Here is a 22,400-nt window from a genome sequence, read left to right as displayed (position 1 = left end):
CAGGTCTCCTGAAAACAAGGTCCAATGGACGCCCGAACCTATCCCGCCAAGGAGACGCCGAAGTCTCGGCGCACCCGTGCGCGAATTCTCGACGCCGCCATGCGGCTGTTCGCCGAGGTCGGCTATCACGCCGCCACCAACGCCATGATCGCGGACGCCGCGAACCTGACGCGCGGCGCCATGCTCTATCACTTCTCCAGCCGCGAGGAGTTGGTTGAGGCCGCCGTGACCCATATCGAGGTCGAGCGCGCACGCCTGTTCGAGCAGGCCGCCTCCGGTCCGGTGGCGCCTGGCGTCGACGCGTCCGAGCAGGCGATCGACGCCTATTGGGCTCTGCTGCACGAAATCCCGTTCATCGCCTTCGCCGAGCTGGAGGCCGCCGCCCGCACCGACGCCATGCTGCGCAACCGGCTGGCCAACGCCCAGAGCGCCTTTGACCGCAATCAGGTTGGCGACCGCTTCCTAGCGCTCGCCCAGGCCGGCGAGGACCCCCGCTTCCAGACCAGCCGCGATCTCGGCCGTTTCCTGCTTGAGGGGCTGGCGCGCGGCGCCATGACCTTCGAGGAGCAGGCCCGCAAGGAGCGTCTGCTGACCGTGGTCAAGCGCGCCGTCCGGGTGTTGAACCGCAAGGGCGACGTCCAGGAACTCTGGCCGGACTAGGCCCTTTAGATCCTCCCCCGCTGGGGGAGGTGGCGCGCGGAGCGCGACGGAGGGGGCTTGCGGCGGCAGTTAAAGTCCCCCTCAGTCAGCTTTGCTGACAGCTCCCCCAGAGGGGGGCATCTACCTTTCAGGTGCGGGCCTTCTCCGCGGCGATCCAGGCGTCGATGCGGCGCTCCAGCATGTCCAGCGGCATCGGGCCCTCTAGCAGCATGGCGTCGTGGAAGCGGCGGATGTCGAACCGCTCGCCCAACTCGGTCTTGGCCTTCTCCCGCAGCGCCACGATCCGCATCTCGCCGGTCTTGTAGGCCAGGGCCTGGCCCGGCCATGAGACGTAGCGGGCCAGTTCGATCTCGATGTTCAGCGGCGACAGCGCGGTGTTTTGCGTGAAGCAGGCGCGGGCCTGGTCCAGGCTCCAGCCCTTCCAGTGCAGGCCGGTGTCGGCGACCAGGCGGCAGGCGCGCCACATCTCGTAGCTCAACCGCCCGAACCGCTCATAGGCGTTGCGATAGATGCCCATCTCGCCGCCGAGCTTCTCGGCGTAGAGGCCCCAGCCTTCGATGAAGGCGGTGACGTCGGCGTCGCGGCGGAACTGCGGCACGCCGTCGGCCTCCTGGCTGAGCGCGATCTGCAGGTGATGGCCCGGGACCGCCTCGTGCAGGGTCAAGGCCGGCAGTTCGTAAAGCCCGCGCTGGTCGAGCTTGTAGGTGTTGACCATGTAGCCGCCGGCGATCCCCAGCTTGGGGTTGCCGCTGAAATAGCGCCCGGTGGTGTAGTTGGCCTCGATGTCGGCTGGCACCGGCCGCACGCCGTAGGTCAGGCGCGGCAGGGTGGCGAACCAGGCCGGCAGCTGGTCGTCGATCCGCTTGGCGATCTCCGAGGCCTTCTCCAGCAGGTCCTCGCGCGAGGTCGCGTAGAACTGCGGATCGGTGCGCAGGAAGGTCTGGAAGGCGGCGAAGTCGCCCTTGAACCCGGTCTCGCCCATCACCGCGTCCATCTCGCGGCGGATGCGAGCGACCTCGCTGAGGCCGTTCTGATGGATCTGGTCGGGCGTCAGCTTGGTGGTCGTGTGGTCCTGAACCAGCCAGGCGTAGTAGCGCTCGCCGCCCGGCAGGCTCCGCGCGCCCAGGCTCTTGCGGCTGGCGGGCAGGTATTCGCGCTCCAGGAAGGTCACGAACTGCGCCTGGACCGGCCGGACCTGGCCGGCCAGCGCGGCGAGGGCCTGGCCTCGCAGCGCGTCGCGCTCGGCCGCTGGGATCGCGGCGGGCAGTCTACCGAGCGGCGCCAGCAGCGGATCGGTGTCGAGCGGCGCGGCGGCCTGGACCCTGGCGCGGGCCAGCACCTGCTCGGTGGTGGAGCGCGGCTGGGTGAAGCCGTTCCTGGCCCCGCGCCGGGCGTTGGCGATCTCGGCGCGGTAATAGGCCGGCATGGCGTTCAGGCGATCGATCCAGGCCTGCGCTTCGGCCGTTGTCCGCATGGGGATCGAGGCGGCGAGATAGCTCATCGTCCAGTCAAAGCCGCCGTCCGAACTGAACGGCATGCGCGCCTCGTCGAAGGCCAGACTCTGGAGCTGGCGATCGATGGTCCAGGCCAGGAATTCGCGGTTCAGCCGCGCCTCGTCGGACAGCTCGGCGGCGCTGATCGCGGCCAGCCGACCTTGGAAGGCTGTCAGCGACTTGGCGCGGGCGGCGTCGGCCTGGGGGCTCGGATCGGGCAGCCGCGACAGGGCCGCGCGATCGCCCTGGTTTCCGGCCTCGATCGGGTCCTGGGCGAGGCGATAGTCCTGGTACTCGGCCACCAGCCGGTTCACCGCCGCGTCGTCGGCCAGCGCGGGCGTGGCGCCCAGGGCGAGGATGAGGGCGAGGGGCGCCAGCCGCATGATCGGTCCGTCTTTCTGAGGTCGCGGCCAAGCTGGCGCCCCATCACTTGGGCGCCAAGGGCATTTTCAGCTCCTCACCTGGGCGTCTGCGAAGAATTACTCCACTTCCAGTCCAGCGCGGGACGCGCCATGGTTCCGCAAAATCATCCGGGGGGTCCCATGAGCTTCATGACGCGCCGCAAGCCGGTCGAGCCGCCGCCCAGCCACGGCGATCACCAGCTGATCCGAACCCTCGGATGGCCGCATCTGATGGCGCTGGGCGTCGGCGCGATCATCGGCACGGGCATCTACACCCTGACCGGCGTGGCCGCGGGCCTGGCCGGACCCGGCGTGATCCTGTCCTTCGCCCTGGCCGGCGCGGTCTGCGCCTTCGCCGCGCTCTGCTACGCCGAGATGTCGACGATGATGCCGCAGGCCGGCAGCGCCTACGCCTATTCCTATGTCGGCATGGGCGAGATGATCGCCTGGGTGGTCGGTTGGAGCCTGATCCTGGAATACACCGTGGTCTGCTCCACCGTCGCGGTCGGCTGGTCGGGCTACGCCGGCGGGCTGATGCAGCAGGCGGGCTGGCATATTCCGCCGCAGTTGCTGGCTGGGCCGCACGCCGAGGGGATCATCAACCTGCCGGCCGTCTTCATCACCCTGGTGGTCACCGGCATGCTGCTGGTCGGCACCCGCGAGAGCGCGACGGTCAACTTCATCCTGGTGCTGGTGAAACTGGTCGCCCTGACCGCCTTCGTCGCCTTGACCTTGCCGAGCTTTGATCCTGCGCACTTCCATCCGTTCGCGCCCTTCGGGTTCGGGGCCCAGATCAGCCCGGACGGGGTCAAGCGTGGGGTCGCCGCCGCGGCGGGCATCATCTTCTTCGCCTTCTACGGTTTCGACGCCATCTCCACGGCGGCGGAAGAGGCCAAGGACCCCGGCAAGGACCTGACCATCGGCATCATCGGGTCGATGTTCGTCTGCACGGCCATCTACATGATCGTCGCCACCGCCGCGCTCGGCGCCTCGCCCTTCAAGGTGTTCTCGGCCAGCCCCGAGCCGCTGGCCTTTATCCTGCGCAGCCTGGGCCATCCGCAGGTGGCGGCCGTCGTCGCCGGCGCCGCGGTCGTGGCCCTGCCGACCGTGATCATGGTCTTCATGTTCGGCCAGAGCCGGATCTTCTTCGCCATGGCGCGCGACGGCCTGCTGCCGCGCCGGCTGTCGGCGGTCGGCGCGCGCGGGGTCCCGGCTCCGGTCGTCATCCTCACCGGCGTCGTCGCCTCGGTGATCGCGGGCCTGCTGCCGCTGGACGAGATCGCGGCCCTGGCCAACGCCGGGACCCTGCTGGCCTTCATCGCCACGGCTGTCGCCATGATGGTGATGCGCCGCCGCTCGCCCAACCTCGCGCGCCCGTTCCGCACGCCGCTCTGGTGGTTCGTCGGGCCGATGGCGGTGCTGGGCTGCCTCTACCTGTTCTCGACCCTGCCGGTTTCGACCATCGTCAACTTCCTGATCTGGAACACGATCGGGGTCGTGGTCTACCTGCTCTACGGCCGGGTGAAGAGCCGGCTGGCGAGCGCCTAGGCGCCGGTTCCCGAGAGGACGGATGACAGCCATCGGCGCCGCGCCTAGAGTCGGCCTCGCCTACTCCCCTGGCGATCCTGCCAAGTAAGAGCCTCGCCCGTATTCAAGGGCGACGCCGGGCGTGGGGCGGCGCGCATTCATCGCGCTTGGGGAGCGATTGTGAGTTTGAAGGCGAAAGCGGCTGCGGGCGGCCCCTCGGGTATGCAGGACCTGACGACCGGCCCGATCGCCAAGACCCTGATCCTGTTCGCCCTGCCGGTGATGGGCTCGAACATCCTGCAGTCGCTGAACGGCTCGGCCAACGCCATCTGGGTCAGCCATGTGCTGGGCGAGGCGGCCCTGACCGCCACCGTCAACGCCAACAACATCTTCTTCCTGATGTTGGGCACGGTGTTCGGCATCAGCATGGCGGCGAACCTGCTGATCTCCCAGTCGGTGGGCGGCGGCGACCTGGCGATGGTCAAGCGGGTGGTCGGCTCGGCGACCAGCTTCTTCCTGGTGCTGTCGCTGGCGGTCGGCGTCGCGGGCTATCTGCTGACGCCCTCGATCCTGCGGATCATGCAGACCCCGCCTGACGCCACGCGCGATGCGATCATCTATCTGCGGGTGATCTTCGTCGCCATGCCGTTCATGTACTTCTTCTCGTTCGTCATGATGGCGCAGCGCGGGGCCGGCGATTCCAAGACTCCGTTCTGGTTCTCGGTCTTCGCCGTCGGCCTGGACGTGATCCTCAATCCGCTGCTGATCATCGGGGTGGGACCGTTCCCCAAGCTGGGGATCGCGGGGTCGGCGACCGCCACCCTGATCAGCCAGACGCTCACCCTGGCGGCGATGGTCGTCTATCTCTACCGCACCGACAGCGTCCTGATCCTCAAGCGCCAGGAGTGGCGGCTGCTGCTGCCCGAACTGACGATCATCAAGACCCTGGTGATGAAGGGGTTTCCGATGGCCCTTCAGATGCTGGTCATCTCCGGCGCGGCGGTGGTGATGATCCGCTTCGTCAACGCCTATGGCTCGGCGACGGCGGCCGGCTACGGCGCGGCGATCCAGCTTTGGACCTATATCCAGATGCCGGCCATGGCGCTGGGGGCGGCGGTGTCGTCGATGGCGGCCCAGAACGTCGGCGCGGGCAAGATGGACCGGGTGGGCGCGGTGGCCAGGCAAGGCGTGCTGATCGCCGCGGTGATGACCGCCACGCCGGTGCTGCTGATCTACCTGGTCGAGCCGTGGGTGCTGTTGCTGTTCCTGCCGGCTTCCAGCCCGTCCACCGCCATCGCCATGCACATCAACAGCTTCGTGCTGTGGGGCTTCATTCCGTTCGGCATGGCCTTCGTGCTGAACGGCATCATCCGGGCGACCGGGGCGGTCTGGCCGCCGTTGCTGGGCCTGCTGGTCTCCATGTGGATCGTGCGGATCCCGTTCGCCCAGTTCATGGAGCCCTATCTGGGCCAGGACGCCATCTGGTGGAGCTTCCCGCTGGGGTCGATGATCTCACTGGTGCTGGCGGCGGCCTATTACCGCTGGGGCGGCTGGCGCAAGGCGCGGCTGATGGAAGGCTTGCCGCGCGGTTCGGCTCCCGACACCGGCCTTGGCACGCCGATGCTGGCCGAGGAGACCGAGGCCGTCGAGGAAGCCGCGCGCGCCCAGGACCGGGCGAGCCCCGCCAAGGCGCCCGCCGAGTAGAGCGGGCCGTAGAAAAAGCGCCGGCGCCCCTCAGGGCGACGTTGCGTCGCGCGAACAAGCGTTTGATAATGGCCGGGAGACCGGAGGCCTAAGCGGCTGTCTGGACGCCATATTTTCTTCAGGCGGCGCTATCCGCCATACCGTTTTTTGGAAAAAGTACCCGCGCGCGGCGGGGTTGTGGGAGATGCTAGATGGCTTGGGATTTCGAAACCGATCCGGAATTTCAGAAGAAGCTCGACTGGATCGAGGACTTCATGCGCGAGGAGGTCGAGCCGCTTTCGCACCTCGGCATGGCGGTCCACGGCTCGCTCGGCCGCGAGAAGTTCATCAAGCCGCTGCAGCAGAAGGTGAAGGACCAGGGCCTCTGGGCCTGCCACCTTGGTCCGGAGCTCGGCGGCCAGGGGTTCGGCCAGCTCAAGCTCGGCCTGATGAACGAGAAGCTGGGCCGCAACGGCCTGGCCCCGACGGTCTTCGGCTGCCAGGCGCCTGACACCGGCAACGCCGAGATCATCGCCCACTACGGCACCGACAAGCAGAAGGAGCAGTACCTCTGGCCGCTGCTGAACGGCGACATCCGCTCGGCCTTCTCGATGTCCGAGCCGACCGGGGGCTCCGACCCGCTGACCTTCAAGACCCGCGCCGTGCTGGACGGGAACGAGTGGGTGATCAACGGCGAGAAGTGGTTCTCGACCAACGCCCGCTATTCCAAGGTGCTGGTGCTCTATGCGGTCACCGATCCGGACGCCAAGGACCAGTACCGCCGCACCTCGATCTTCCTGGTGCCCACCGACACCCCCGGCGTCGAGATCGTCCGCAATGTCGGCGTCGGCAGCGGTGAGATCGGCGCGGGCAGCGAAGGCTATGTCCGCTACACCAATGTCCGCGTCCCCTATGACGCCCTGCTGGGCGAGCGCGGCGCGGCCTTCGTCATCGCCCAGGTCCGCCTGGGCGGCGGCCGGGTCCACCACGCCATGCGCACGGTCGGCGCCTGCAAGCACGCGCTCGACCTGATGTGCCGCCGCGCGGTCTCGCGCACCACCCGCGACGGCAAGCTGGCCGACCTGCAGATGGTGCAGGAGCAGATCGCCGATAGCTGGATCGCGTTGGAACAGTTCCGCCTGCTGGTGCTGCGCACCGCCTGGCTGATCGACAAGCACAAGGACTACAACCTGGTGCGCAAGGACATCGCGGCCATCAAGGTCGCCATGCCCAAGGTCTATAACGACATCGCCACCAAGGCCGCCCACCTGCACGGCGCGCTCGGCGTCTCCAACGAGATGCCGTTCATGCACATGGTGACCTCGTCGCTGGTCATGGGCATCGCCGACGGTCCGACCGAGGTCCACAAGGTGACGGTCGCCAAGCAGGTGCTGAAGGACTACCGGCCCGACAACGACCTCTTCCCCAGCTACCACATCCCGCGCCTGCGCGAGGCTTCGGAGGAGAAGTACGCCAAGGAGCTGGGTGAACTGAAGGAAGCCTACAAGGCCGCCGGCCGGGGCAAGGCGCCGGCCTAGCCAGCTGGTCCCGAGGCGCGTCTCAGGGCGCGCCTCGGACGGCCAGATCATCCAGCCTTCCTTGCAGGAACCGGCGCTCGGCCGGCTGGCGCGCCAGATCCAGGGCGCGTCTGTAGGAGGCCTGCGCCGCTTCGGTCAGGCCCAGCCTGCGCTGCATGTCGGCGCGGGCGGCGTGCGCCAGGTGGTAGCCGCCCAGCCCGCCCTCTCCGATCACCGCCTCGATGGCGACGAGCCCGGCCTGCGGTCCGTCGCGCATGCCCAGCGCGACGGCGCGGTTCAGGCCGATCACCGGCGAGGGCGCGATGCGCAGCAGCACGTCATAGAGCCCGGTGATCTGGGCCCAATCGGTTTCATCGGTGCTCGGCGCCTGGGCGTGGACCGCGGCGATGGCGGCTTGCAGGCCGTAGGGTCCGATGCGCCGCGATCCCATGGACTGTCCGATCAGGGCGCGGGCCTCGGCGATCCGCGCGCGATCCCATAGCAATCGGTCCTGGTTCTCCAGCAGGACCAGATCACCCGCCGCGTCGACGCGGGTGGCGCGCCGCGCCTCGTGCAGCAGCATCAGGGCCAGCAGGCCAAGCGCCTCGGGTTCGTCCAGCAGATCGACCAGCAACCGGCCCAGCCGGACCGCCTCGGCGCAGAGGTCGCCGCGCGTCAGGCTCGGCCCCTGCGTCGCGGCGTAGCCCTCGTTGAAGATCAGATAGACTACGCGCAGCGCGCTATCGATCCGGTCCGGCAGGTCGGCGCGGCCGGGGATTTCGTAGGGGATCGCCTCGTCGCGGATCTTCGCCTTGGCCCGCACGATGCGCTGGGCGATGGTCGGGGCGGGCGACAGATAGGCGCGGGCGATCTCCTCGGTGGTCAATCCGCCCACCTCGCGCAGGGTCAGGGCGATGCGGGCGTCCGGCGCCAGGGCCGGGTGGCAGCAGGTGAAGATCAGTCGCAGTTCGTCGTCCTGGACAGCCTCGGGCATGGCGGGTTCCGGCGCCGGCTCGGCCAGGACCGCCAGCTGCGGCAAGGCGCCGGCCAGCCGGGCCTGACGACGCCAGCGATCGATGGTTCTGAAGCGCCCGGCGGAGACCAGCCAGGCATAGGGATTGGTGGGGACGCCCTCGCGCGGCCACTGCTCGGCCGCGGCGGCGAAGGCCTCGTGAAGGGCCTCCTCCGCCGCGTCGAAACCGCCTAGCAGCCGGATCAGCGTCGCCAGCACGCGCCGCGCCTCGGTGCGGTAGACCGCCTCCAGGCTGACGCGTGCGCCGGCCTGGCTCACAGTTCCGGGCGAGGCTGGCTGAAGTCCACGATGGGCCGGACCTCGATCGTGCCGATCCTGGCCTGCGGGATCCCGGCGGCGACCTGAACGGCTTCATTGAGGTCGCGCGCCTCGATGATGATGAAGCCGCCCAGCATCTCCTTGGTCTCCATGAACGGGCCGTCGACGGCCGACATCTTCCCGTCGCGCATCCGCACGGTCATGGCCTCGTCGGGCATGGTCAGCGCTTCGCCGGCGACGAAGTGGCCGCTGGCCTTGAGGACCTCGTCATGCGTCTCGCACTGGGCGAGGACGCCGTTGGCCTCCGGGCTTCCACCGAACAGGACGCTGGGGTCGTAATAGATGATGCAGGCGTAGCGCATATCGACTCCTTGCTTCAGGCGTCGAGGATGGGGGCGAAACCGCCGTGGACCCAGCGTTGGGCGTCATAGGGGGTGTCGGAATGCATGCGCGGGTCGGCGAACACCTTGCCCCAGGCCTGGTCGCGGACCGCCTTCGAGGGCCATTCGATCCAGCTGAACACGACGGTCTCGTCGCTCGTGGCCTTCACGGCGCCCTTGAAGTCGGTGACCTTGCCGTCGGGGACGTCATCGCCCCAGCCGTCGACGACGCGGGTCGCGCCGTATTCCATCAGGATCGCGGCCTGCCGGATGGTGAGGTCGCGATAGGCGTCCTTGTTGGCCTCCGGGACCGCGAGCAGCGAGCCGTCGAGATAGCCCATCGCTCCAACCGCGCCCGCCTCGATGATCGGGACGAAGCCGCCATAGATCATGCGCTGGGCGTCGAAGGGCATGTTCGTCCCCATGTCCTCCATGCGCGGGTCGCTCATCATTTTCTCAAAGGCCGCCAGCGCCGCCGCCTTGCTGGCGTATTCGTGCCAGGCGAAGACGATGACCTCTCCGGGCTGGGCTTTCACCGCGCCCTTAAAGTCGGTGACCTTGCCGTCGGGCACGTCGTCGCCCCAGGCCTCGACCATCCGGATCACGCCGAACTCTCTGAACAGCGCCGTGGCGCCGGCGGCGTGCTGGCGATAGGCTTCCTTATTCGCGGCGGGAACCGCGGCGACGAACCCCTGCACATAGGCCATGGCTTCTTCCTTTCGGTCTGAGCTGTCTCGGCGAGTGTTTCGCCGTGAATGCGCCTAGTCGTTCGGCGTCGCCGGAATTCGACATCGCCCCGAAACTTTTTCTAATCCTCGAAACGGCGCGCCAGTTGCTCCAGCGACAGTCGCGATCCGATCTCGTTGTCCTGCGGCCGGGCCCCTGGGCGCCTCACGATGTAACCGGCGCAATCTGAATCCAAGGGTGTACCGCCCGCGAAGCCTGGCGCTAGTGTGCGGGGGCTCCGTTTTTGGATGCCCCCTCTCTGCATTTTTAGCCGTTTCATTCTCGAGGACATTGCGTGACCGACGTGCAGACCCAGACTCCATCCCCCTCGGCGCCCACCTGGCCGGTCATGACGCTGGCCGAAGCTCACGCGCGGCTGACCGCGCCGGGCCAGCGTTTCGAGATCGAGGAAATGGACATCCGCGGGGTCACGACCCGGACCTGGAAGAACGCCCCGCCGACCCTGCGCGACATCTTCCTGAACGGCCGCACCTTCAAGGACCGCGAGTTCCTGGTCTACGAGAACGACCGCGCCACCTTCGAGGCCTTCGCCCGCGCGACCATCACCCTGGCGCGTCAGCTGCAGGCCGATGGCGTGAAGAAGGGCGACCGTGTCGCCGTCGTCATGCGCAACATCCCCGAATGGCCGGTGGCGTTCTGGGCCGGCATCCTGGCCGGGGCCATCGTCACCCCGCTGAACGCCTGGTGGACCGGGCCGGAGCTGGAATACGGCCTGGCCGATTCTGGAACCAAGATCGCCATCGTCGACGATGAACGGCTGGAGCGCATCGCCGCCTCGTTCGGCGCTCTACCGAACCTGGAGAAGGTCTATGCGCCGCGCTTGGCGACCGATCCGACCGATCCGAAGGTGCGACGCCTGGAGGACGTGATCGGCAAGGTGGCTGATTGGGGCCTGCTGGCCGACCAACCCTTGCCGGACGTGCCGCTCGGCCCCGAGGACGACGCCACCATTCTCTATACGTCGGGAACCACCGGTAAGCCGAAGGGCGCGCTGGGCACCCACCGCAACATGACCTCGAACATCATGGCCAGCGGCATCTCGGCGACGCGTAATTTCCTGCGCGCCGGCCAGCCGCTGCCGGAGTCCGATCCGCATAAGCTGCCCCAGCGGGTCAATCTGCTGGTGGTGCCGATGTTCCACGCCACCGGGCTCAGCGCCAACCTGGCGCCGGCCATGAACGCGGGCGGCAAGATCGTGCTGATGCGCCGTTGGGAGACCGAGCCGGCCATGGCCTTGATCGAGCGCGAGAAGGTCAACTCCACCGGCGGGGTGCCGACCATCGCCTGGCAGCTGATCGAGCATCCGGCCCGCGACAAGTACGACCTCTCCAGCCTGATGTCGGTGGCCTATGGCGGCGCGCCCTCGGCGCCGGAACTGGTGCGCAAGATCATCGAGGTGTTCCCGGCCTCCCAGCCCGGCAACGGCTGGGGCATGACCGAGACTACGGCCACCTTCACCTCGCACCTGGGCAAGGATTACGAGAACCGTCCCGACAGCGCCGGCCCGGCCGCGCCGGTCGGCGAGATGCAGATCCGCGACCCGGCCGACGGCAAGACGCTGCTGGGGGCGAACGTGGTCGGCGAGCTGTGGGTCAAGGGACCGCAGGTCGTGAAGGGCTATTGGAACAAGCCGGAGGCCACGGCCGAAACCTTCGTCGACGGCTGGCTGCGGACGGGCGATCTGGCGCGGCTGGACGACGAGGGTTTCCTGTTCATCGTCGATCGGGCCAAGGACATGCTGATCCGCGGCGGTGAAAACATCTACTGCGTTGAGGTGGAGAATGTGCTGTACGACCACCCCGACGTGATGGACGCCGCCCTGGTGGGCGTCCCGCACAAGACGCTGGGCGAGGAACCGGCCGCCGTGGTTCACCTGAAACCAGGCGGCAAGGCCGACGAGGCGGAGCTGAAGGCCTTCGTTCGCGAGCGGCTGGCGGCGTTCAAGGTTCCGGTGAAGGTCGTGTTCTGGCCCGAAACCCTGCCGCGCAACGCCAACGGCAAGATCGTGAAGACGGAGCTGAAGAAGGTGTTCGAGGGTGAGGCATGAGTTCGCGTAAGCCGCTGATCGTCGGCATCGGCGGCACGACCCGGCCGGGGTCCTCCAGCGAATGCGCGTTGCAATGTGCCTTGCGAGCCGTGGAAGCCGCGGGCGGGGAGACCCGCCTGCTGGGCGGCGAGTTCCTGTCGCACCTGCCGATCTTCAATCCGGCCAACGCCGACCAGACCGACGAGCAGAAGCTGCTGGCCGACACCGTGCGGCAGGCCGACGGCGTGATCGTCGCCAGCCCGGGCTATCACGGCTCGATCTCCGGGGTGATCAAGAACGCGCTCGACACGCTGGAGGTGCTGCGCACCGACGCGCGGCCCTATCTGACCGACCGCGCGGTCGGCTGCATCATCACCGCAGACGGCTGGCAGGCCGCCGGCACCACTTTGACAACGCTGCGCTCGATCATACATGCGCTGCGAGGCTGGCCGACTCCGTTCGGCGCAGCCCTCAACTCGACGTCCCCCCTGTTCGACGCCGCCGGCGCCTGCAACGAGGCCAAGGACGCCTGGCAACTTACCACCGTCGGCGAGCAGGTCCTGGACTTCGCCAAGATGAAGGCCCGCACATGACCGCCCACACTGTTTCCGATGCGCCGCATGAATCGGCGATCTCGCCGATCGAGGACATCATCGAGGACGCCCGCAACGGGCGGCCCTACATCCTGGTCGACGCCGAGGACCGCGAGAACGAGGGCGATGTCATCATCCCCGCCCAGTTCGCCACCCCCGACCAGATCAACTTCATGGCCAAGCACGCGCGCGGCCTGATCTGCCTGTCGATCACCGCCGAGCGCGCCCGGGCCCTGCGCCTGCCGCCGATGGCGATCGACAACCAGTCGGGCCACGGCACCGCCTTCACGGTTTCGGTCGAGGCCCGCGAGGGCGTGACCACCGGCATCTCGGCCCATGACCGCGCCCACACCATCGCTGTGGCCGTCGACCCCACCAAGGGCGCCGACGAGATCGTCTCGCCCGGCCACGTCTTCCCGCTGGTCGCCAAGGACGGCGGCGTGCTGGTCCGCGCCGGCCACACCGAGGCCGCCGTCGACATCAGCCGCATGGCCGGCCTCAACCCGGCCGGGGTGATCTGCGAGATCATGAAGGACGACGGGTCGATGGCCCGTCTGCCGGACCTGATTTCCTTCGCCCAGCTGCACGGCCTCAAGATCGGCACCATCGCCGACCTGATCGCCTATCGCCGCCGCACCGAGCGGCAGGTGGAGCGGGTGCTGGAGACGCCGTTCGACAGCACCTATGGCGGCCGCTTCCGGATGGTCATCTACCGCAACATCCTCGACAAGACCGAGCATGTGGTCCTGACCAAGGGCAAGATCGACGCCGACAAGCCGACCCTGGTGCGCATGCACCGCGTCGACTTCGCCGCCGACATGCTGGGCCACAAGGAGAGCCGCCGGGACTATGTGCCCAAGGCGCTGCAGGCCATCGCCGACTACGACGGCGCGGGCGTGGCGGTGTTCATCCGCGACTCCAACCCGGCCTGGCTGTCGGAGCGTTACGGCGCGGATCCGGGAACCGATCACGGCGCCAACGTGCTGCGCGACTACGGCGTCGGCGCCCAGATTCTGCTGGATCTCGGGGTGCGTGACATGGAGCTGCTCTCCAACAGCGCCACGGTGCTGCCGGGGTCGGGCGGTTACGGCCTGCGGATCGTCGGCCGCCGTCCGCTGGACGCGTAGGGGCCGCTTCCCCCTCCGTCGCGCTACGCGCGCCACCTCCCCCAGCGGGGGAGGATTTGGTTGTCTGAGATGCTCCCCCTCTGGGGGAGCTGTCGCCGCAGGCGACTGAGGGGGCCTAAAGCCCCGCCCGGAACACCCAGTGCGGCCAGACCTGCTCTGAGTGCAGCCGGCGTTCCATGACCAGTTGCTCGACCGCCTCGGTGGCGCCAATGCAGGAGGGGGCGTCGGCGTCGTCATAGACCACGTAGCCGCCGCTCGCCATGAACGGCCAGACCTCGTCCTGGGCGTACTTCACCCCGGAATAGATATCGCAGTCGATGTGGGCCAAGCCGAACTTCGGCTTCTTGCGGGCGATGGCGGGGAAGGTGTCCTGGAACAGGCCCTTCACGATCTCCAGGTTCTTCAGCTTGAGCTTGTCGCGTCGCTTGACCAGCGCCTCATAGGACGCCTCGGCGAAGTCGCCGGCCCCGTGCAGGTCGCGCGAGGCGTCGGTGACCGGCATGCCGGCATAGGTGTCGCAGGCGTAGACCTTGGCCTTGGGCCGCAGCGCCTTCATCACATGGGCCATGAACAGCGCATTGCCGCCCCGGAACGAGCCGAACTCGATGACGTCACGGCCGTCGAGTTGGTCGGAGAAGAGGGTCAGGATGAGGAACAGGTTCATCCGCTTGGCCTCGACCATCAGCGACCAGCCGCCACTCGCCTCGACCGCGGCCTGATAGAGCGGGTCGGCGGCGACCTTTTCCGCCAGGCCGGCATGCATCAGCCCCCAGCCGCGCTGGTAGCCGTCGCGGGCCGAGCGGCCGCCGATGATGGTGTCGGGTGTGCCGATCGCCGGCAGTTCGATGCGCGCCATGGATGAGTTGCTATGGCCGCTCGCGCCATCTGACAACCCCGTTCGGAGAGCTTGGTTACGCTGTGGCGGTCCGAAGGATGACGCTGGTGCAGCGTTTGGCCCGCGAGGCGCGCCGCAGGTCGTCCAGGCGGGCCAGCAGTTTGGTGCTGGCGGCCGGAGGCGCGGCGCCCAGCGAGGCCGGGAAGAGGAAGGCCTGGGCGGTCTGTCCCGTTTGCGGCTGGCGTTCGCGTTTGCTGGCGGACGCATAGGCCCGCTGGGTCAGGGCCAGTTCGGCGGCCAGTTGACGGCAGGACAGGTTGCTGTAGTCGACCTGCTGCGTCTGGATCGAGGTCAGCGGCCTGGGTGTTGTCGCACACGCCGTCAGCATCGCGGCGGCGGCGATCGGAAGGATCACGCCCTTCATTCCTGGAGCCCTCCCAAGGGGTCGTTGTTGGGAATGAGTTTGGCACGTCCGCGGCGATTGTCTTGCGCGAACACGCGGCGCATGGACTTTGCCGCGGAGGTCGCCCGAGGATTGTCGTTTTCTTGGGCGCTGAACCCGCCTATATGACAGGCTGCTTCATTGCACCGCCCGGCCGAAAGGCCGGGCGCCGTCATTTTGGGGAAGACCGTCATGACCGACATCCTGATGCCGAAGGCGACCGCAGTCTGGTTGGTCGACAACACTTCGCTGACCTTCGATCAGGTCGCTGACTTCTGCGGGCTGCATCCGTTGGAAGTGAAGGGCATCGCCGACGGCGAAGTGGCGCGCGACATCCGCGGCGCCGATCCGATCGCCAACGGCCAGCTCTCGCGTGAAGAACTGGATCGGGCGCAAGCCAATGCGAAGTACCGGATGACGGCTCAGAAGAGCCGCCACGCCGAACTGCTGAAGCCGGTGAAGAAGGCTCCGCGCTACACCCCGGTGTCGCGCCGCCAGGACCGTCCGGACGCCATCGCCTGGTTCATCCGCAACCACCCGGAAGTGGCCGACAGCCAGATCGCCCGCCTGTTGGGCACCACCAAGGCCACCATCGACCAGGTGCGCACCCGCAGCCACTGGAACTCGGCTCAGATCAAGCCGGTCGACCCGGTGACGCTGGGTCTCTCGACCCAGATGGAGCTGGACGCGGTGGTGAAGAAGGCGGCCGAGAAGAAGGCCAAGGACGACGCCAAGCGCGGCATCGTCGACGGCCCGACGCTGGAGCCGGCCTCCGAAACTGGCGTGGCCAAGGCCGCACCGGAAGTTCACGAAGCCGAGCAGCCGCATTACGACGACGAGGACGGCGACGAAGACTAGGCGGGTCGCCTGGGGAAGGGCGCGGCCCTTCCCTGACGCACACGCTCAGACGACCCTGCCGACCGTCTCCGGGGACCGGGGAGGCGGTCAATCAGAGTCGTCTGGCGTCCGGCCCCTCCCGCGGACAAGGAAGACGCCTTGGCTCTAGTGCGCTTGCGCGCCGAGGGCCTCGATCTCTTCCTTGAGCTTGAGCTTCTGTAACTTCAGCTCCTTCAACTTGATGGCGTCTGAGGCCGGCCTCTTCGTCTCCTCCTGGATCGCCGTGTCCAGCTTTTGATGGCGGGACCCAAGTTCGCGAATACGGGCTTCAACGGCCATGACGTGTCATCTCCTTGTTGAACCTAACATCGAGAGTGAACACCCGCTGGTCTGGCCTGTCAGATCACATATGTTTGCAGTTGGGCGTCGGGCGTCGACGCCTTGAAACCTGCGGTGGAGACCCAAAGGCATGACCAAACCTGAGCGGCCACGCCTGGTTGTCGGCGTCTCCGGCGCGAGCGGCGTAGCCTATGGCCTGCGGGTGTTGGACGCTTGCCGCGAGCTCTCCGTCGAGAGCCACCTGATCTTCTCCAAGGCCGCGGCCCTGACGCTGGCCCAGGAGACCGATCTGTCGATCGCGCAGGCGCAGGCTCGCGCCGATGTGATCCACAAGGTCGGCGATGTCGGCGCCTCGGTGGCCTCGGGATCGTTTCCCACGCTTGGCATGATCATCGCGCCGTGCTCGGTCCGCACCATGAGCGAGATCGCCACCGGCGTGACCTCGTCCCTGCTGACCCGCGCCGCCGACGTCACCTTGAAGGAGCGCCGGCCGCTGGTGCTGATGGTGCGCGAGACGCCGCTGCACCTGGGCCATCTGCGCACCATGGTCCGGCTGGCCGAGATGGGCGCGATCATCGCCCCGCCGCTGCCGGCCTTCTACGCCAAGCCCGCGACCCTTGAGGAGATGGTCGACCAGTCGGTCGGCCGCGCCCTCGATCTGTTCGGTCTTTCCTGGCGGCCGGTGAAGCGCTGGGGCCAGGACGTCGGCCCGCTGACGGGAGACGCCTGAGATGTCGCTATGGGATTGGACGCTGGAGGCCTATTCGCGGCCCGGCGTGCCGGAGGCCTGCCTGACGCTGCAGGACGACCACGGCCTGAACACCTCGTTCCTGCTCTGGGCGGTGTGGGCCGAGGGGCCGGACGCCGCCGTGCTGGCCGCCGCGGCCAATGCGGGCAAGGTCTGGGACGCCCGGGTCCTGGCGCCGGTCCGCGAGATCCGCCGTACCCTGAAGCCGCCGTTCGCGGCGATCGACGACGGGGCCCGCGAAAGCTTGCGCGAGGATGTGAAAGCCGTCGAGCTGCGCGCCGAACGGGTGCTGATGGAAACCTTCGAGGCGCTCACCGAGCAGCGTCGCGGTGGGACCCCGGCGCTCGCCGCGCTACAAGCGGCTTCGCGCGCCTGGGGAGTTCGCGCGCCGGACGACGCCCTGGCTCGCCTGGCGAGCGCACTGAGCTAGACCATGGCCCGGGCCATGGCATCATCGCAGTTGGAGCTTGAGCTCGTCAGCCGAAAGTGGAATCCGGTTTCGGCGGTCGGCAAGCTTGGTTTCTTTGGGTTTGAGCCCTCTTCGCGGGCTCCGGGGCGGTAAGCGTATGAACGACGACGAGAGGGACGATCCCGAGGCGACGCTTGGCGCGCGCCTGCGGGTCCTGGTGCAGGAACACTCCGATCTGGACGTCGCGGTCCAGGCCATCGCCGTGGCCCCGGTCCCCGACATGATGGTCATCGCGCGGCTGAAGCGGAAGAAGCTCGCCCTGAAGGACGAGATCGAGCGCCTGAAAGATCAGCAGACCCCCGACATCATCGCCTGAAGCGCCTGATCCCCAGATGCTCCCCCGCTGGGGGAGCCGTCAGCCGAAGGCTGACTGAGGGGGACTTACGACTATTCCCCCCGTCGCGCGTGCCGCGCGCCACCTCCCCCAGCGGGGGAGGATCTAGGTTCATCGCGCCAGCTTAGCGGGGATCGAAGCCGCGCTGCTCGCGCTTGCGGATGAACATCGCCGCGTCGGCCTCGGCGACCAGGGCCTCGGGATCGATCTCCGAGGAGATCTCCCGCACCCCGAACGAGATGTGCAGCGGGGCGCTCCATTCGCCGAAGCGGATCGGCGTGCGCTCGATGGCCTCGGCCAGCACCTGGGCCTTGGCCTCGGCGGTCGGGCGGTCGGCCTGGACCAGGATCACCGCGAACTCGTCGCCGCCCATGCGCCCGACGATATCGCTCTCGCGGATGTTGGAGACCAAGCGCTCGGCCACCGCGCAGAGGCAGGCGTCGCCGGCGGCGTGGCCATAGCGGTCGTTGACGCTCTTGAAGCCGTCGACGTCGAAATAGACCAGGCTGGCGGGCGAGCCGTAGCGCTGGGAGAAGGTGCGGATGCGTCCCAGCTCACGGACGAAGGCGCGGCGGTTGAGCAGCGGGGTGAGCGGATCGCGGTCGGCCAGGCTCTCGACCTCGGTCAGCTTGGCCTTCAGGCGCGACACCTCGCCGCGCAGTTCATCGATCTCGGTCAGCAGGGTCTTCACCGCGCCTTGAACGGCCGGGGTCAGATCGGTCTCGTCGAGGCCTAGAAAGGCGGTCTTGTCGACCGAGGTCGCGATATGGGCGGTGGCTTGAGCGCCCGCCTGGACCAGCGCGCGCTTGCGGATCGCCGAGAAGGCTTCGGAGCGGGCGCTGGTGATTTTCATGGAGCCATTCTTCCGTTGGGAATCACAGATTTCCAAGTCAGTTAAGAATCCTGAACGTCCTTGGTTGCGGGCGCAAGGCCGGCGCCTATACTCCGCGCCTTTCCGAAGAAGGGGCACGTCGGAATGAGCGCAACGAAAGCGTTGGTCGCCATCATCATGGGCAGTCGGTCAGACTGGCCCACAATGAAGGCTGCGGCGGACAGTCTGGACGCGCTCGGCGTGGCCTACGAAGCCAAGGTCGTTTCGGCGCACCGTACGCCTGATCGCATGTACGCCTTCGCCAAGGGCGCCAAGGCGGCCGGCTTCAAGGTGATCATCGCCGGGGCCGGCGGCGCGGCGCACCTGCCGGGCATGACCGCCTCGCTCACCGAGCTGCCCGTGCTGGGCGTGCCGGTGGAGTCCAAGGCCCTGAAGGGCATGGACAGTCTGCTCTCCATCGTCCAGATGCCCGGCGGCATTCCGGTCGCGACCCTGGCCATCGGCGAGGCGGGCGCGAAGAACGCCGGCCTTCTCGCCGCCCAAATCCTGGCGCTTTCAGATGAAGCGCTTGCCGAACGCCTGGCGCAGTACCGGGCTCGCCATACCGACAGCGTCGCCGAGACGGTCGAGGACTGAGAGACTTTAATGCCTAAACTGCCTCTGCCCCCCGGCTCCACGATCGGGATTCTCGGCGGGGGGCAGCTTGGCCGGATGCTGGCGCTCGCCGCCGGCCGGCTGGGCTTCGACGTGGCCATCCTCGAGCCGGAACCCGGCGCGCCGGCCACTCGCGTAGCCGCCCACACCGTGGTCGGGGCCTATGACGATCCCAAGGCGCTGGAGGCGCTTTCCAAGCTCGCCCGCGTGGTCACGTTCGAGTTCGAGAACGTGCCGGCCGCCTCGGTCGAACACCTGACCTCGCTCGGTGTGGCGGTCGCGCCCGGGGCGCGCGCCTTGGCGGTCGCCCAGGACCGGGTCGAGGAGAAGACCTTCCTGAACGACGCCGGGGTCGCCACGGTGGCCTTCGCCGCCGCCGACAGCGCCCAGGCCGCTCAGGCGGCGATGGTGGGTCTCGGCGCGCCGGCCCTGATGAAGACTCGCCGCGAGGGCTATGACGGCAAGGGCCAGCGCTGGGTCGAGCACGCCGCCGACGCGGCGGCCGCCTTCGAGGCCGTCGGCGCCAAGCCGGTGATCCTGGAAGCGCCCGCCAATTTCGTGCGCGAACTGTCGGTGATCGCCGCGCGCGGCCGCAATGGCGAGATCGCGGTCTATCCGCTGGCCGAGAACCACCACGAGAAGGGCGTCCTGCGCCGCACCTATGCGCCGGCCAAGGTGTCGGCGGACACCGCGGACCAGGCCGAGCGGATCGCCGCCAAGATCCTTAGCGCCCTGGACTATGTCGGGGTGATCGGCATCGAGCTGTTCGAACTCGCCGACGGCAAGCTGCTGGTCAATGAGATCGCGCCGCGGGTTCACAACACCGGCCACTGGACGATGGACGGCTGCGAGGTCGATCAGTTCGAACAGCATATCCGTGCGGTGGCCGGTTGGCCGCTGGGGCCCACCCACGCCCATTCCCAGGTCGAGATGCTGAATCTGCTGGGCAAGGAAGCCGACGCCTGGGCCAAGCTGGCCGGCGAGCCGGAGACCCGCGTGCACCTTTATGGCAAGCGCGACGCCAAGCCGGGCCGCAAGATGGGCCACGTGAACCGGCTGCGGCCGCTGTAGGTTTTAGAGACACTAGATCCTCCCCCGCTGGGGGAGATGGATCGCCGAAGGCGAGGCGGAGGGGCAGGACTTGAAGTCCCCCTCAGTCAGCCAAGCGGCTGACAGCTCCCCCAGCGGGGGAGCATCTGGGTCGTACTACGCCTCGGCCGGGATGGCCGACAGCGCTTCTTCCAGTTCCAGGAAGCTCGGTTGCGCGCCCGAAGGCACGCTGCCGCGGCCGATCTCGACCGAGATCTGAGCGGCGTTGCCATGCAGGTGGGCGACCAGCACCGACTGGATGATCTTGTAGAAGGAGCCTTCCTCCTCGACCACTTCCTTCAGGCGCGTGGCCATCGGCCCGACCAGGCCATAGGCCAGNTCGGTGATCGCGCCCATGGTCTTGATGATCCCGAGCACGGCCGCGACGATGCCGAGCGCGGGCAGGGCGTCGGCGAGGTTCTGCAACGCGCCGGCGGGCGCCAGCGCCTCGTGGTGGTGCTTCTCCAGCTGGGTTTCCATGGCGTCCTCGACCTGGTGCGGGTCTTCGAGGTTCATGGTCATCATCCGCAGCGTGTCGCAGATGAAGTCGACGGCGAAGTGGTCCTTCATCACCCGCGGGAAGCGCGAGAAGATCGTGCTCTCCTTCGGGTTCTCGATGTGGCTTTCCAGGGCGATCACGCCCTTGGACTTCATGGTCTTGGTCAGCAGGAACAGCAGCGACAGCAGGTCACGGTAGTCCGAAGCCTTCCACTTGGGGCCGGCGAACACCTTGCCAAAGCCGCTCAGCGTGCCCTTGATGACCGGGACGGAGTTGCCGATCAGGAAGGCCGCGACGCCCGCGCCCAGGATCGCCATCAACTCGTGCGGGGCGGCGTGCATGATCACGCCCAGATTGCCGCCGGAGATCAGGAAGCTGCCGAACACCAGGGCGAACAGCAGCACGATGCCGATAATCTGAAACATTGGAAAAGGCTGCCCCCGCGACGTCCAGCCCCAACCATCGCGATTAATGCTTAATTCCACGTGTGCATTTCCGTGTTTGCACAAGGGTTCGGTGCGGCTTAACAGCGATCACATGCCCAAGCCCGCATCTGCGCCGGAAGGCCTCCCCAAGAAGACGTTCGCCATCATCTTCGGCGTATCCCTGGTGACCGCCATGGGAAACACCGGGATGATCTCGGTGCTCCCGGCCATCGGCCGGTCGATCGGCATTCCCGATCCGATGGTGGCGGCGATCTTTTCGCTCTCGGCTCTGCTGTGGGCGTTTTCGTCGCCCTGGTGGGCCCGAGCCTCCGACCGTCATGGCCGCAAGCCTTTGATGCTGATCGGGCTCTCGGGCTTCATGTTCTCGATGATCGCCTGCGCCCTGGTGGTGATGGCCGGCCTGCATCACATGGCCACGCCGATGATCATCTTCATCTGCTTCCTGTTCGCGCGGGCGCTGTTTGGCCTGTTCGGCTCGGCCTCCAACCCCGCGACCCAGGCCTATGTGGCCGAGCACACCCCGCCGGAACTGCGGACCCAGTCGATGTCGAGCCTGGCCGGCGCCTTTGGTCTGGGTACGGTCATCGGGCCGTTCCTGGCGCCGCTGTTCGTCCTGCCGTTCGTCGGCCTGGCCGGGCCGATGCTCGGCTTCGCGGCCATGGCCGGGGTGATGCTGTTCATTGTCTGGAAGCTGCTGCCGGAAAGTCAGCAAATGCCGGTCGCGCCGGTTCGCGCCGAGATCGCCAAGGATGCCGCCGGCGGCGACGCGATCAAGGAAAAGCCCATGTGGCGCGATCCGCGCGTCACGCCGTTCCTGGTCTACGGCTTCATCGTCGCGGTCTGCCAGACCGCCCAGGCCCAGACCCTGGGCTTCCTGATCATCGACAAGCTCGGCCTCGATCCGATGAAGGCCCAGGGCTTCATCGCCATCGCCATGATGTTCGGCGCCATGGCCGGCCTGCTGGCCCAGTGGGGCATCATCCGGATGTTCGAGATGACCCCGCGCCAGCTCCTGCGCTGGGGCGTGGGCGTGGCGGCGCTGGGCAATGTCATCGTCGCCCTGCAGCCGACCTACGCCGCGGTGGTGGCGGGTTTTGCGATCTCCAGCCTGGGGTTCGGCCTGGCCCGTCCCGGCTTCACGGCCGGCGCGTCGCTGGCCGTGGGCATGCATGAGCAGGCGCGCGTCGCTGGCGCCATCGCCGCCGTGAACGGCGTCAACGTGGTGCTCGCTCCGTTCTTCGTCTGGCTCTACGAGCGCGTCGCGCCGGCGCCCTTCGTGCTGTGCGGCCTGCTGATGGTCGCCATGCTGATCTACGCCCTGCGCAATTCGCAGCTGAAGAACGCCGACCCGCAGCCGGCCACCCGGGCCGACGCCGCGATGGCGACGCTGGAGAAGAGCGACGAGGGCGGGCTGTAGGAACTCATAGATCC

The 22,400-nt window shown here is 67.8% G+C and carries 23 protein-coding genes and 1 pseudogene; 14 read left to right on the top strand and 10 right to left on the bottom strand.

The window, feature by feature from the left end; translation table 11 throughout:
* Positions 1-24: 24 nt before the first annotated feature.
* Positions 25-660: a TetR/AcrR family transcriptional regulator gene (locus tag ASE02_RS18235; protein WP_056736039.1), complete on the top strand. Its 636-nt coding sequence runs from the start codon at positions 25-27 to the stop codon at positions 658-660.
* 127 nt (positions 661-787) lie between these two features.
* Here ASE02_RS18235 and ASE02_RS18230 read toward each other — a convergent pair whose 3' ends face one another.
* Positions 788-2,536 carry a DUF885 family protein gene (locus ASE02_RS18230; protein WP_056736037.1) on the bottom strand — a complete coding sequence of 583 codons (1,749 nt, stop codon included), beginning with the start codon at positions 2,534-2,536 and terminating at the stop codon, positions 788-790.
* A gap of 159 nt (positions 2,537-2,695) precedes the next feature.
* Between ASE02_RS18230 and ASE02_RS18225 the strand changes: the two genes are divergently transcribed.
* The 3 genes from ASE02_RS18225 to ASE02_RS18215 all read left to right on the top strand — a co-directional run bounded on the left by ASE02_RS18225 (position 2,696) and on the right by ASE02_RS18215 (position 7,302).
* Positions 2,696-4,102: an amino acid permease gene (locus ASE02_RS18225; RefSeq protein WP_056736575.1), complete on the top strand. Its 1,407-nt coding sequence runs from the start codon at positions 2,696-2,698 to the stop codon at positions 4,100-4,102.
* Between the two features lie 201 nt (positions 4,103-4,303).
* Positions 4,304-5,785 (top strand): MATE family efflux transporter, encoded by a 1,482-nt coding sequence (locus tag ASE02_RS18220; protein WP_056736035.1) that lies wholly within the window; start codon positions 4,304-4,306, stop codon positions 5,783-5,785.
* Between the two features lie 191 nt (positions 5,786-5,976).
* The gene (locus ASE02_RS18215) at positions 5,977-7,302 is read left to right on the top strand and encodes an acyl-CoA dehydrogenase family protein (protein WP_056736033.1); all 1,326 of its coding nucleotides are present in this window, start codon (positions 5,977-5,979) and stop codon (positions 7,300-7,302) included.
* A 22-nt stretch (positions 7,303-7,324) separates the two neighbouring features.
* On the opposite strand, the gene ASE02_RS18210 is transcribed toward ASE02_RS18215, so the two are convergent.
* From ASE02_RS18210 to ASE02_RS23080, 3 genes are read right to left on the bottom strand one after another with little or no spacing between them, the layout of a single operon-like run.
* Positions 7,325-8,572: an RNA polymerase sigma factor gene (locus tag ASE02_RS18210; RefSeq protein WP_056736030.1), complete on the bottom strand. Its 1,248-nt coding sequence runs from the start codon at positions 8,570-8,572 to the stop codon at positions 7,325-7,327.
* Positions 8,569-8,934 (bottom strand): YciI family protein, encoded by a 366-nt coding sequence (locus tag ASE02_RS18205; RefSeq protein WP_056736028.1) that lies wholly within the window; start codon positions 8,932-8,934, stop codon positions 8,569-8,571. Before ASE02_RS18205 ends, ASE02_RS18210 begins: the two co-directional genes overlap by 4 nt.
* Before the next feature lie 14 nt (positions 8,935-8,948).
* Positions 8,949-9,659 carry a DUF1428 domain-containing protein gene (locus ASE02_RS23080; RefSeq protein WP_056736026.1) on the bottom strand — a complete coding sequence of 237 codons (711 nt, stop codon included), beginning with the start codon at positions 9,657-9,659 and terminating at the stop codon, positions 8,949-8,951.
* Between the two features lie 368 nt (positions 9,660-10,027).
* Here ASE02_RS23080 and ASE02_RS18195 point away from each other — a divergent pair, with 368 nt between their 5' ends.
* The 3 genes from ASE02_RS18195 to ribB are packed head-to-tail and all read left to right on the top strand — an operon-like array spanning position 10,028 to position 13,445.
* Positions 10,028-11,746 (top strand): class I adenylate-forming enzyme family protein, encoded by a 1,719-nt coding sequence (locus ASE02_RS18195; RefSeq protein WP_056736573.1) that lies wholly within the window; start codon positions 10,028-10,030, stop codon positions 11,744-11,746.
* Complete coding sequence (locus ASE02_RS18190) at positions 11,743-12,318, top strand: NADPH-dependent FMN reductase (RefSeq protein ID WP_056736024.1); 576 nt, start codon at positions 11,743-11,745, stop codon at positions 12,316-12,318. The genes ASE02_RS18195 and ASE02_RS18190 overlap by 4 nt, the downstream gene beginning before the upstream one ends.
* Positions 12,315-13,445, top strand: coding sequence for a 3,4-dihydroxy-2-butanone-4-phosphate synthase (gene ribB / locus ASE02_RS18185; protein WP_056736022.1), 1,131 nt, complete (start codon positions 12,315-12,317; stop codon positions 13,443-13,445). The genes ASE02_RS18190 and ribB overlap by 4 nt, the downstream gene beginning before the upstream one ends.
* Before the next feature lie 115 nt (positions 13,446-13,560).
* Here ribB and ASE02_RS18180 read toward each other — a convergent pair whose 3' ends face one another.
* On the bottom strand, positions 13,561-14,301 hold the full coding sequence (locus ASE02_RS18180) for a TylF/MycF/NovP-related O-methyltransferase (protein WP_056736020.1): 741 nt from the start codon (positions 14,299-14,301) through the stop codon (positions 13,561-13,563).
* A gap of 55 nt (positions 14,302-14,356) precedes the next feature.
* Positions 14,357-14,695 carry a hypothetical protein gene (locus ASE02_RS22585; protein WP_162257199.1) on the bottom strand — a complete coding sequence of 113 codons (339 nt, stop codon included), beginning with the start codon at positions 14,693-14,695 and terminating at the stop codon, positions 14,357-14,359.
* Positions 14,696-14,914: 219 nt separating this feature from the next.
* Here ASE02_RS22585 and ASE02_RS18170 point away from each other — a divergent pair, with 219 nt between their 5' ends.
* Positions 14,915-15,580, top strand: a complete 666-nt coding sequence (locus ASE02_RS18170) for a DUF1013 domain-containing protein (protein WP_056736016.1) — start codon at positions 14,915-14,917, stop codon at positions 15,578-15,580.
* 144 nt (positions 15,581-15,724) lie between these two features.
* Here the strand turns inward: ASE02_RS18170 and ASE02_RS18165 are convergent, their stop codons facing one another.
* Positions 15,725-15,898: a DUF465 domain-containing protein gene (locus ASE02_RS18165; protein ID WP_056736014.1), complete on the bottom strand. Its 174-nt coding sequence runs from the start codon at positions 15,896-15,898 to the stop codon at positions 15,725-15,727.
* A gap of 130 nt (positions 15,899-16,028) precedes the next feature.
* Between ASE02_RS18165 and ASE02_RS18160 the strand changes: the two genes are divergently transcribed.
* The 3 genes from ASE02_RS18160 (at position 16,029) to ASE02_RS18150 (ending at position 17,431) form a co-directional block, all read left to right on the top strand.
* Positions 16,029-16,628 (top strand): UbiX family flavin prenyltransferase, encoded by a 600-nt coding sequence (locus ASE02_RS18160; protein WP_056736012.1) that lies wholly within the window; start codon positions 16,029-16,031, stop codon positions 16,626-16,628.
* A gap of 1 nt (position 16,629) precedes the next feature.
* Positions 16,630-17,076 carry a TIGR02444 family protein gene (locus tag ASE02_RS18155; protein WP_056736010.1) on the top strand — a complete coding sequence of 149 codons (447 nt, stop codon included), beginning with the start codon at positions 16,630-16,632 and terminating at the stop codon, positions 17,074-17,076.
* A gap of 136 nt (positions 17,077-17,212) precedes the next feature.
* The gene (locus ASE02_RS18150; RefSeq protein WP_056736008.1) at positions 17,213-17,431 is read left to right on the top strand and encodes a YdcH family protein; all 219 of its coding nucleotides are present in this window, start codon (positions 17,213-17,215) and stop codon (positions 17,429-17,431) included.
* Between the two features lie 142 nt (positions 17,432-17,573).
* Here ASE02_RS18150 and ASE02_RS18145 read toward each other — a convergent pair whose 3' ends face one another.
* On the bottom strand, positions 17,574-18,302 hold the full coding sequence (locus ASE02_RS18145; RefSeq protein WP_056736006.1) for a GGDEF domain-containing protein: 729 nt from the start codon (positions 18,300-18,302) through the stop codon (positions 17,574-17,576).
* A gap of 123 nt (positions 18,303-18,425) precedes the next feature.
* Here ASE02_RS18145 and purE point away from each other — a divergent pair, with 123 nt between their 5' ends.
* Together purE and ASE02_RS18135 are read left to right on the top strand one after the other, a co-directional pair.
* The gene (purE, locus tag ASE02_RS18140; protein ID WP_056736005.1) at positions 18,426-18,917 is read left to right on the top strand and encodes a 5-(carboxyamino)imidazole ribonucleotide mutase; all 492 of its coding nucleotides are present in this window, start codon (positions 18,426-18,428) and stop codon (positions 18,915-18,917) included.
* Positions 18,918-18,926: 9 nt separating this feature from the next.
* Complete coding sequence (locus ASE02_RS18135) at positions 18,927-20,006, top strand: 5-(carboxyamino)imidazole ribonucleotide synthase (RefSeq protein ID WP_056736002.1); 1,080 nt, start codon at positions 18,927-18,929, stop codon at positions 20,004-20,006.
* A 135-nt stretch (positions 20,007-20,141) separates the two neighbouring features.
* Here ASE02_RS18135 and ASE02_RS23075 read toward each other — a convergent pair.
* A pseudogene (locus ASE02_RS23075) lies at positions 20,142-20,363 on the bottom strand (flagellar motor stator protein MotA); the annotation flags it as partial.
* 1 nt (position 20,364) lies between these two features.
* A partial coding sequence (locus ASE02_RS18130; RefSeq protein WP_235536752.1) for a motility-associated protein occupies positions 20,365-20,948 on the bottom strand: 584 nt, incomplete at its 3' end.
* A gap of 91 nt (positions 20,949-21,039) precedes the next feature.
* Between ASE02_RS18130 and ASE02_RS18125 the strand changes: the two genes are divergently transcribed.
* Positions 21,040-22,386, top strand: a complete 1,347-nt coding sequence (locus ASE02_RS18125; RefSeq protein ID WP_235536751.1) for an MFS transporter — start codon at positions 21,040-21,042, stop codon at positions 22,384-22,386.
* Positions 22,387-22,400: the final 14 nt, after the last annotated feature.

Origin of the sequence: Phenylobacterium sp. Root700, assembly GCF_001429025.1 — a bacterium.
Taxonomy (GTDB): domain Bacteria; phylum Pseudomonadota; class Alphaproteobacteria; order Caulobacterales; family Caulobacteraceae; genus Phenylobacterium.
The sequence above is the reverse complement of the archived record's forward strand: the minus strand, read 5'-3'. Positions and strand labels throughout refer to the sequence as shown.

Coding starts and splice junctions, on each gene's coding strand:
- ASE02_RS18165 (WP_056736014.1), bottom strand. CDS start 15,898: ATGGCCGTTGAAGCCCGTATTCGCGAACTTGGGTCCCGCCATCAAAAG.
- ASE02_RS18150 (WP_056736008.1), top strand. CDS start 17,213: ATGAACGACGACGAGAGGGACGATCCCGAGGCGACGCTTGGCGCGCGC.
- ASE02_RS18220 (WP_056736035.1), top strand. CDS start 4,304: ATGCAGGACCTGACGACCGGCCCGATCGCCAAGACCCTGATCCTGTTC.
- purE (WP_056736005.1), top strand. CDS start 18,426: ATGAGCGCAACGAAAGCGTTGGTCGCCATCATCATGGGCAGTCGGTCA.
- ASE02_RS18145 (WP_056736006.1), bottom strand. CDS start 18,302: ATGAAAATCACCAGCGCCCGCTCCGAAGCCTTCTCGGCGATCCGCAAG.
- ASE02_RS23080 (WP_056736026.1), bottom strand. CDS start 9,659: ATGGCCTATGTGCAGGGGTTCGTCGCCGCGGTTCCCGCCGCGAATAAG.
- ASE02_RS18230 (WP_056736037.1), bottom strand. CDS start 2,536: ATGCGGCTGGCGCCCCTCGCCCTCATCCTCGCCCTGGGCGCCACGCCC.
- ASE02_RS18135 (WP_056736002.1), top strand. CDS start 18,927: ATGCCTAAACTGCCTCTGCCCCCCGGCTCCACGATCGGGATTCTCGGC.
- ASE02_RS18215 (WP_056736033.1), top strand. CDS start 5,977: ATGGCTTGGGATTTCGAAACCGATCCGGAATTTCAGAAGAAGCTCGAC.
- ribB (WP_056736022.1), top strand. CDS start 12,315: ATGACCGCCCACACTGTTTCCGATGCGCCGCATGAATCGGCGATCTCG.
- ASE02_RS18170 (WP_056736016.1), top strand. CDS start 14,915: ATGACCGACATCCTGATGCCGAAGGCGACCGCAGTCTGGTTGGTCGAC.
- ASE02_RS18160 (WP_056736012.1), top strand. CDS start 16,029: ATGACCAAACCTGAGCGGCCACGCCTGGTTGTCGGCGTCTCCGGCGCG.
- ASE02_RS18225 (WP_056736575.1), top strand. CDS start 2,696: ATGAGCTTCATGACGCGCCGCAAGCCGGTCGAGCCGCCGCCCAGCCAC.
- ASE02_RS18235 (WP_056736039.1), top strand. CDS start 25: ATGGACGCCCGAACCTATCCCGCCAAGGAGACGCCGAAGTCTCGGCGC.
- ASE02_RS18180 (WP_056736020.1), bottom strand. CDS start 14,301: ATGGCGCGCATCGAACTGCCGGCGATCGGCACACCCGACACCATCATC.
- ASE02_RS18205 (WP_056736028.1), bottom strand. CDS start 8,934: ATGCGCTACGCCTGCATCATCTATTACGACCCCAGCGTCCTGTTCGGT.
- ASE02_RS18155 (WP_056736010.1), top strand. CDS start 16,630: ATGTCGCTATGGGATTGGACGCTGGAGGCCTATTCGCGGCCCGGCGTG.
- ASE02_RS18190 (WP_056736024.1), top strand. CDS start 11,743: ATGAGTTCGCGTAAGCCGCTGATCGTCGGCATCGGCGGCACGACCCGG.
- ASE02_RS18195 (WP_056736573.1), top strand. CDS start 10,028: ATGACGCTGGCCGAAGCTCACGCGCGGCTGACCGCGCCGGGCCAGCGT.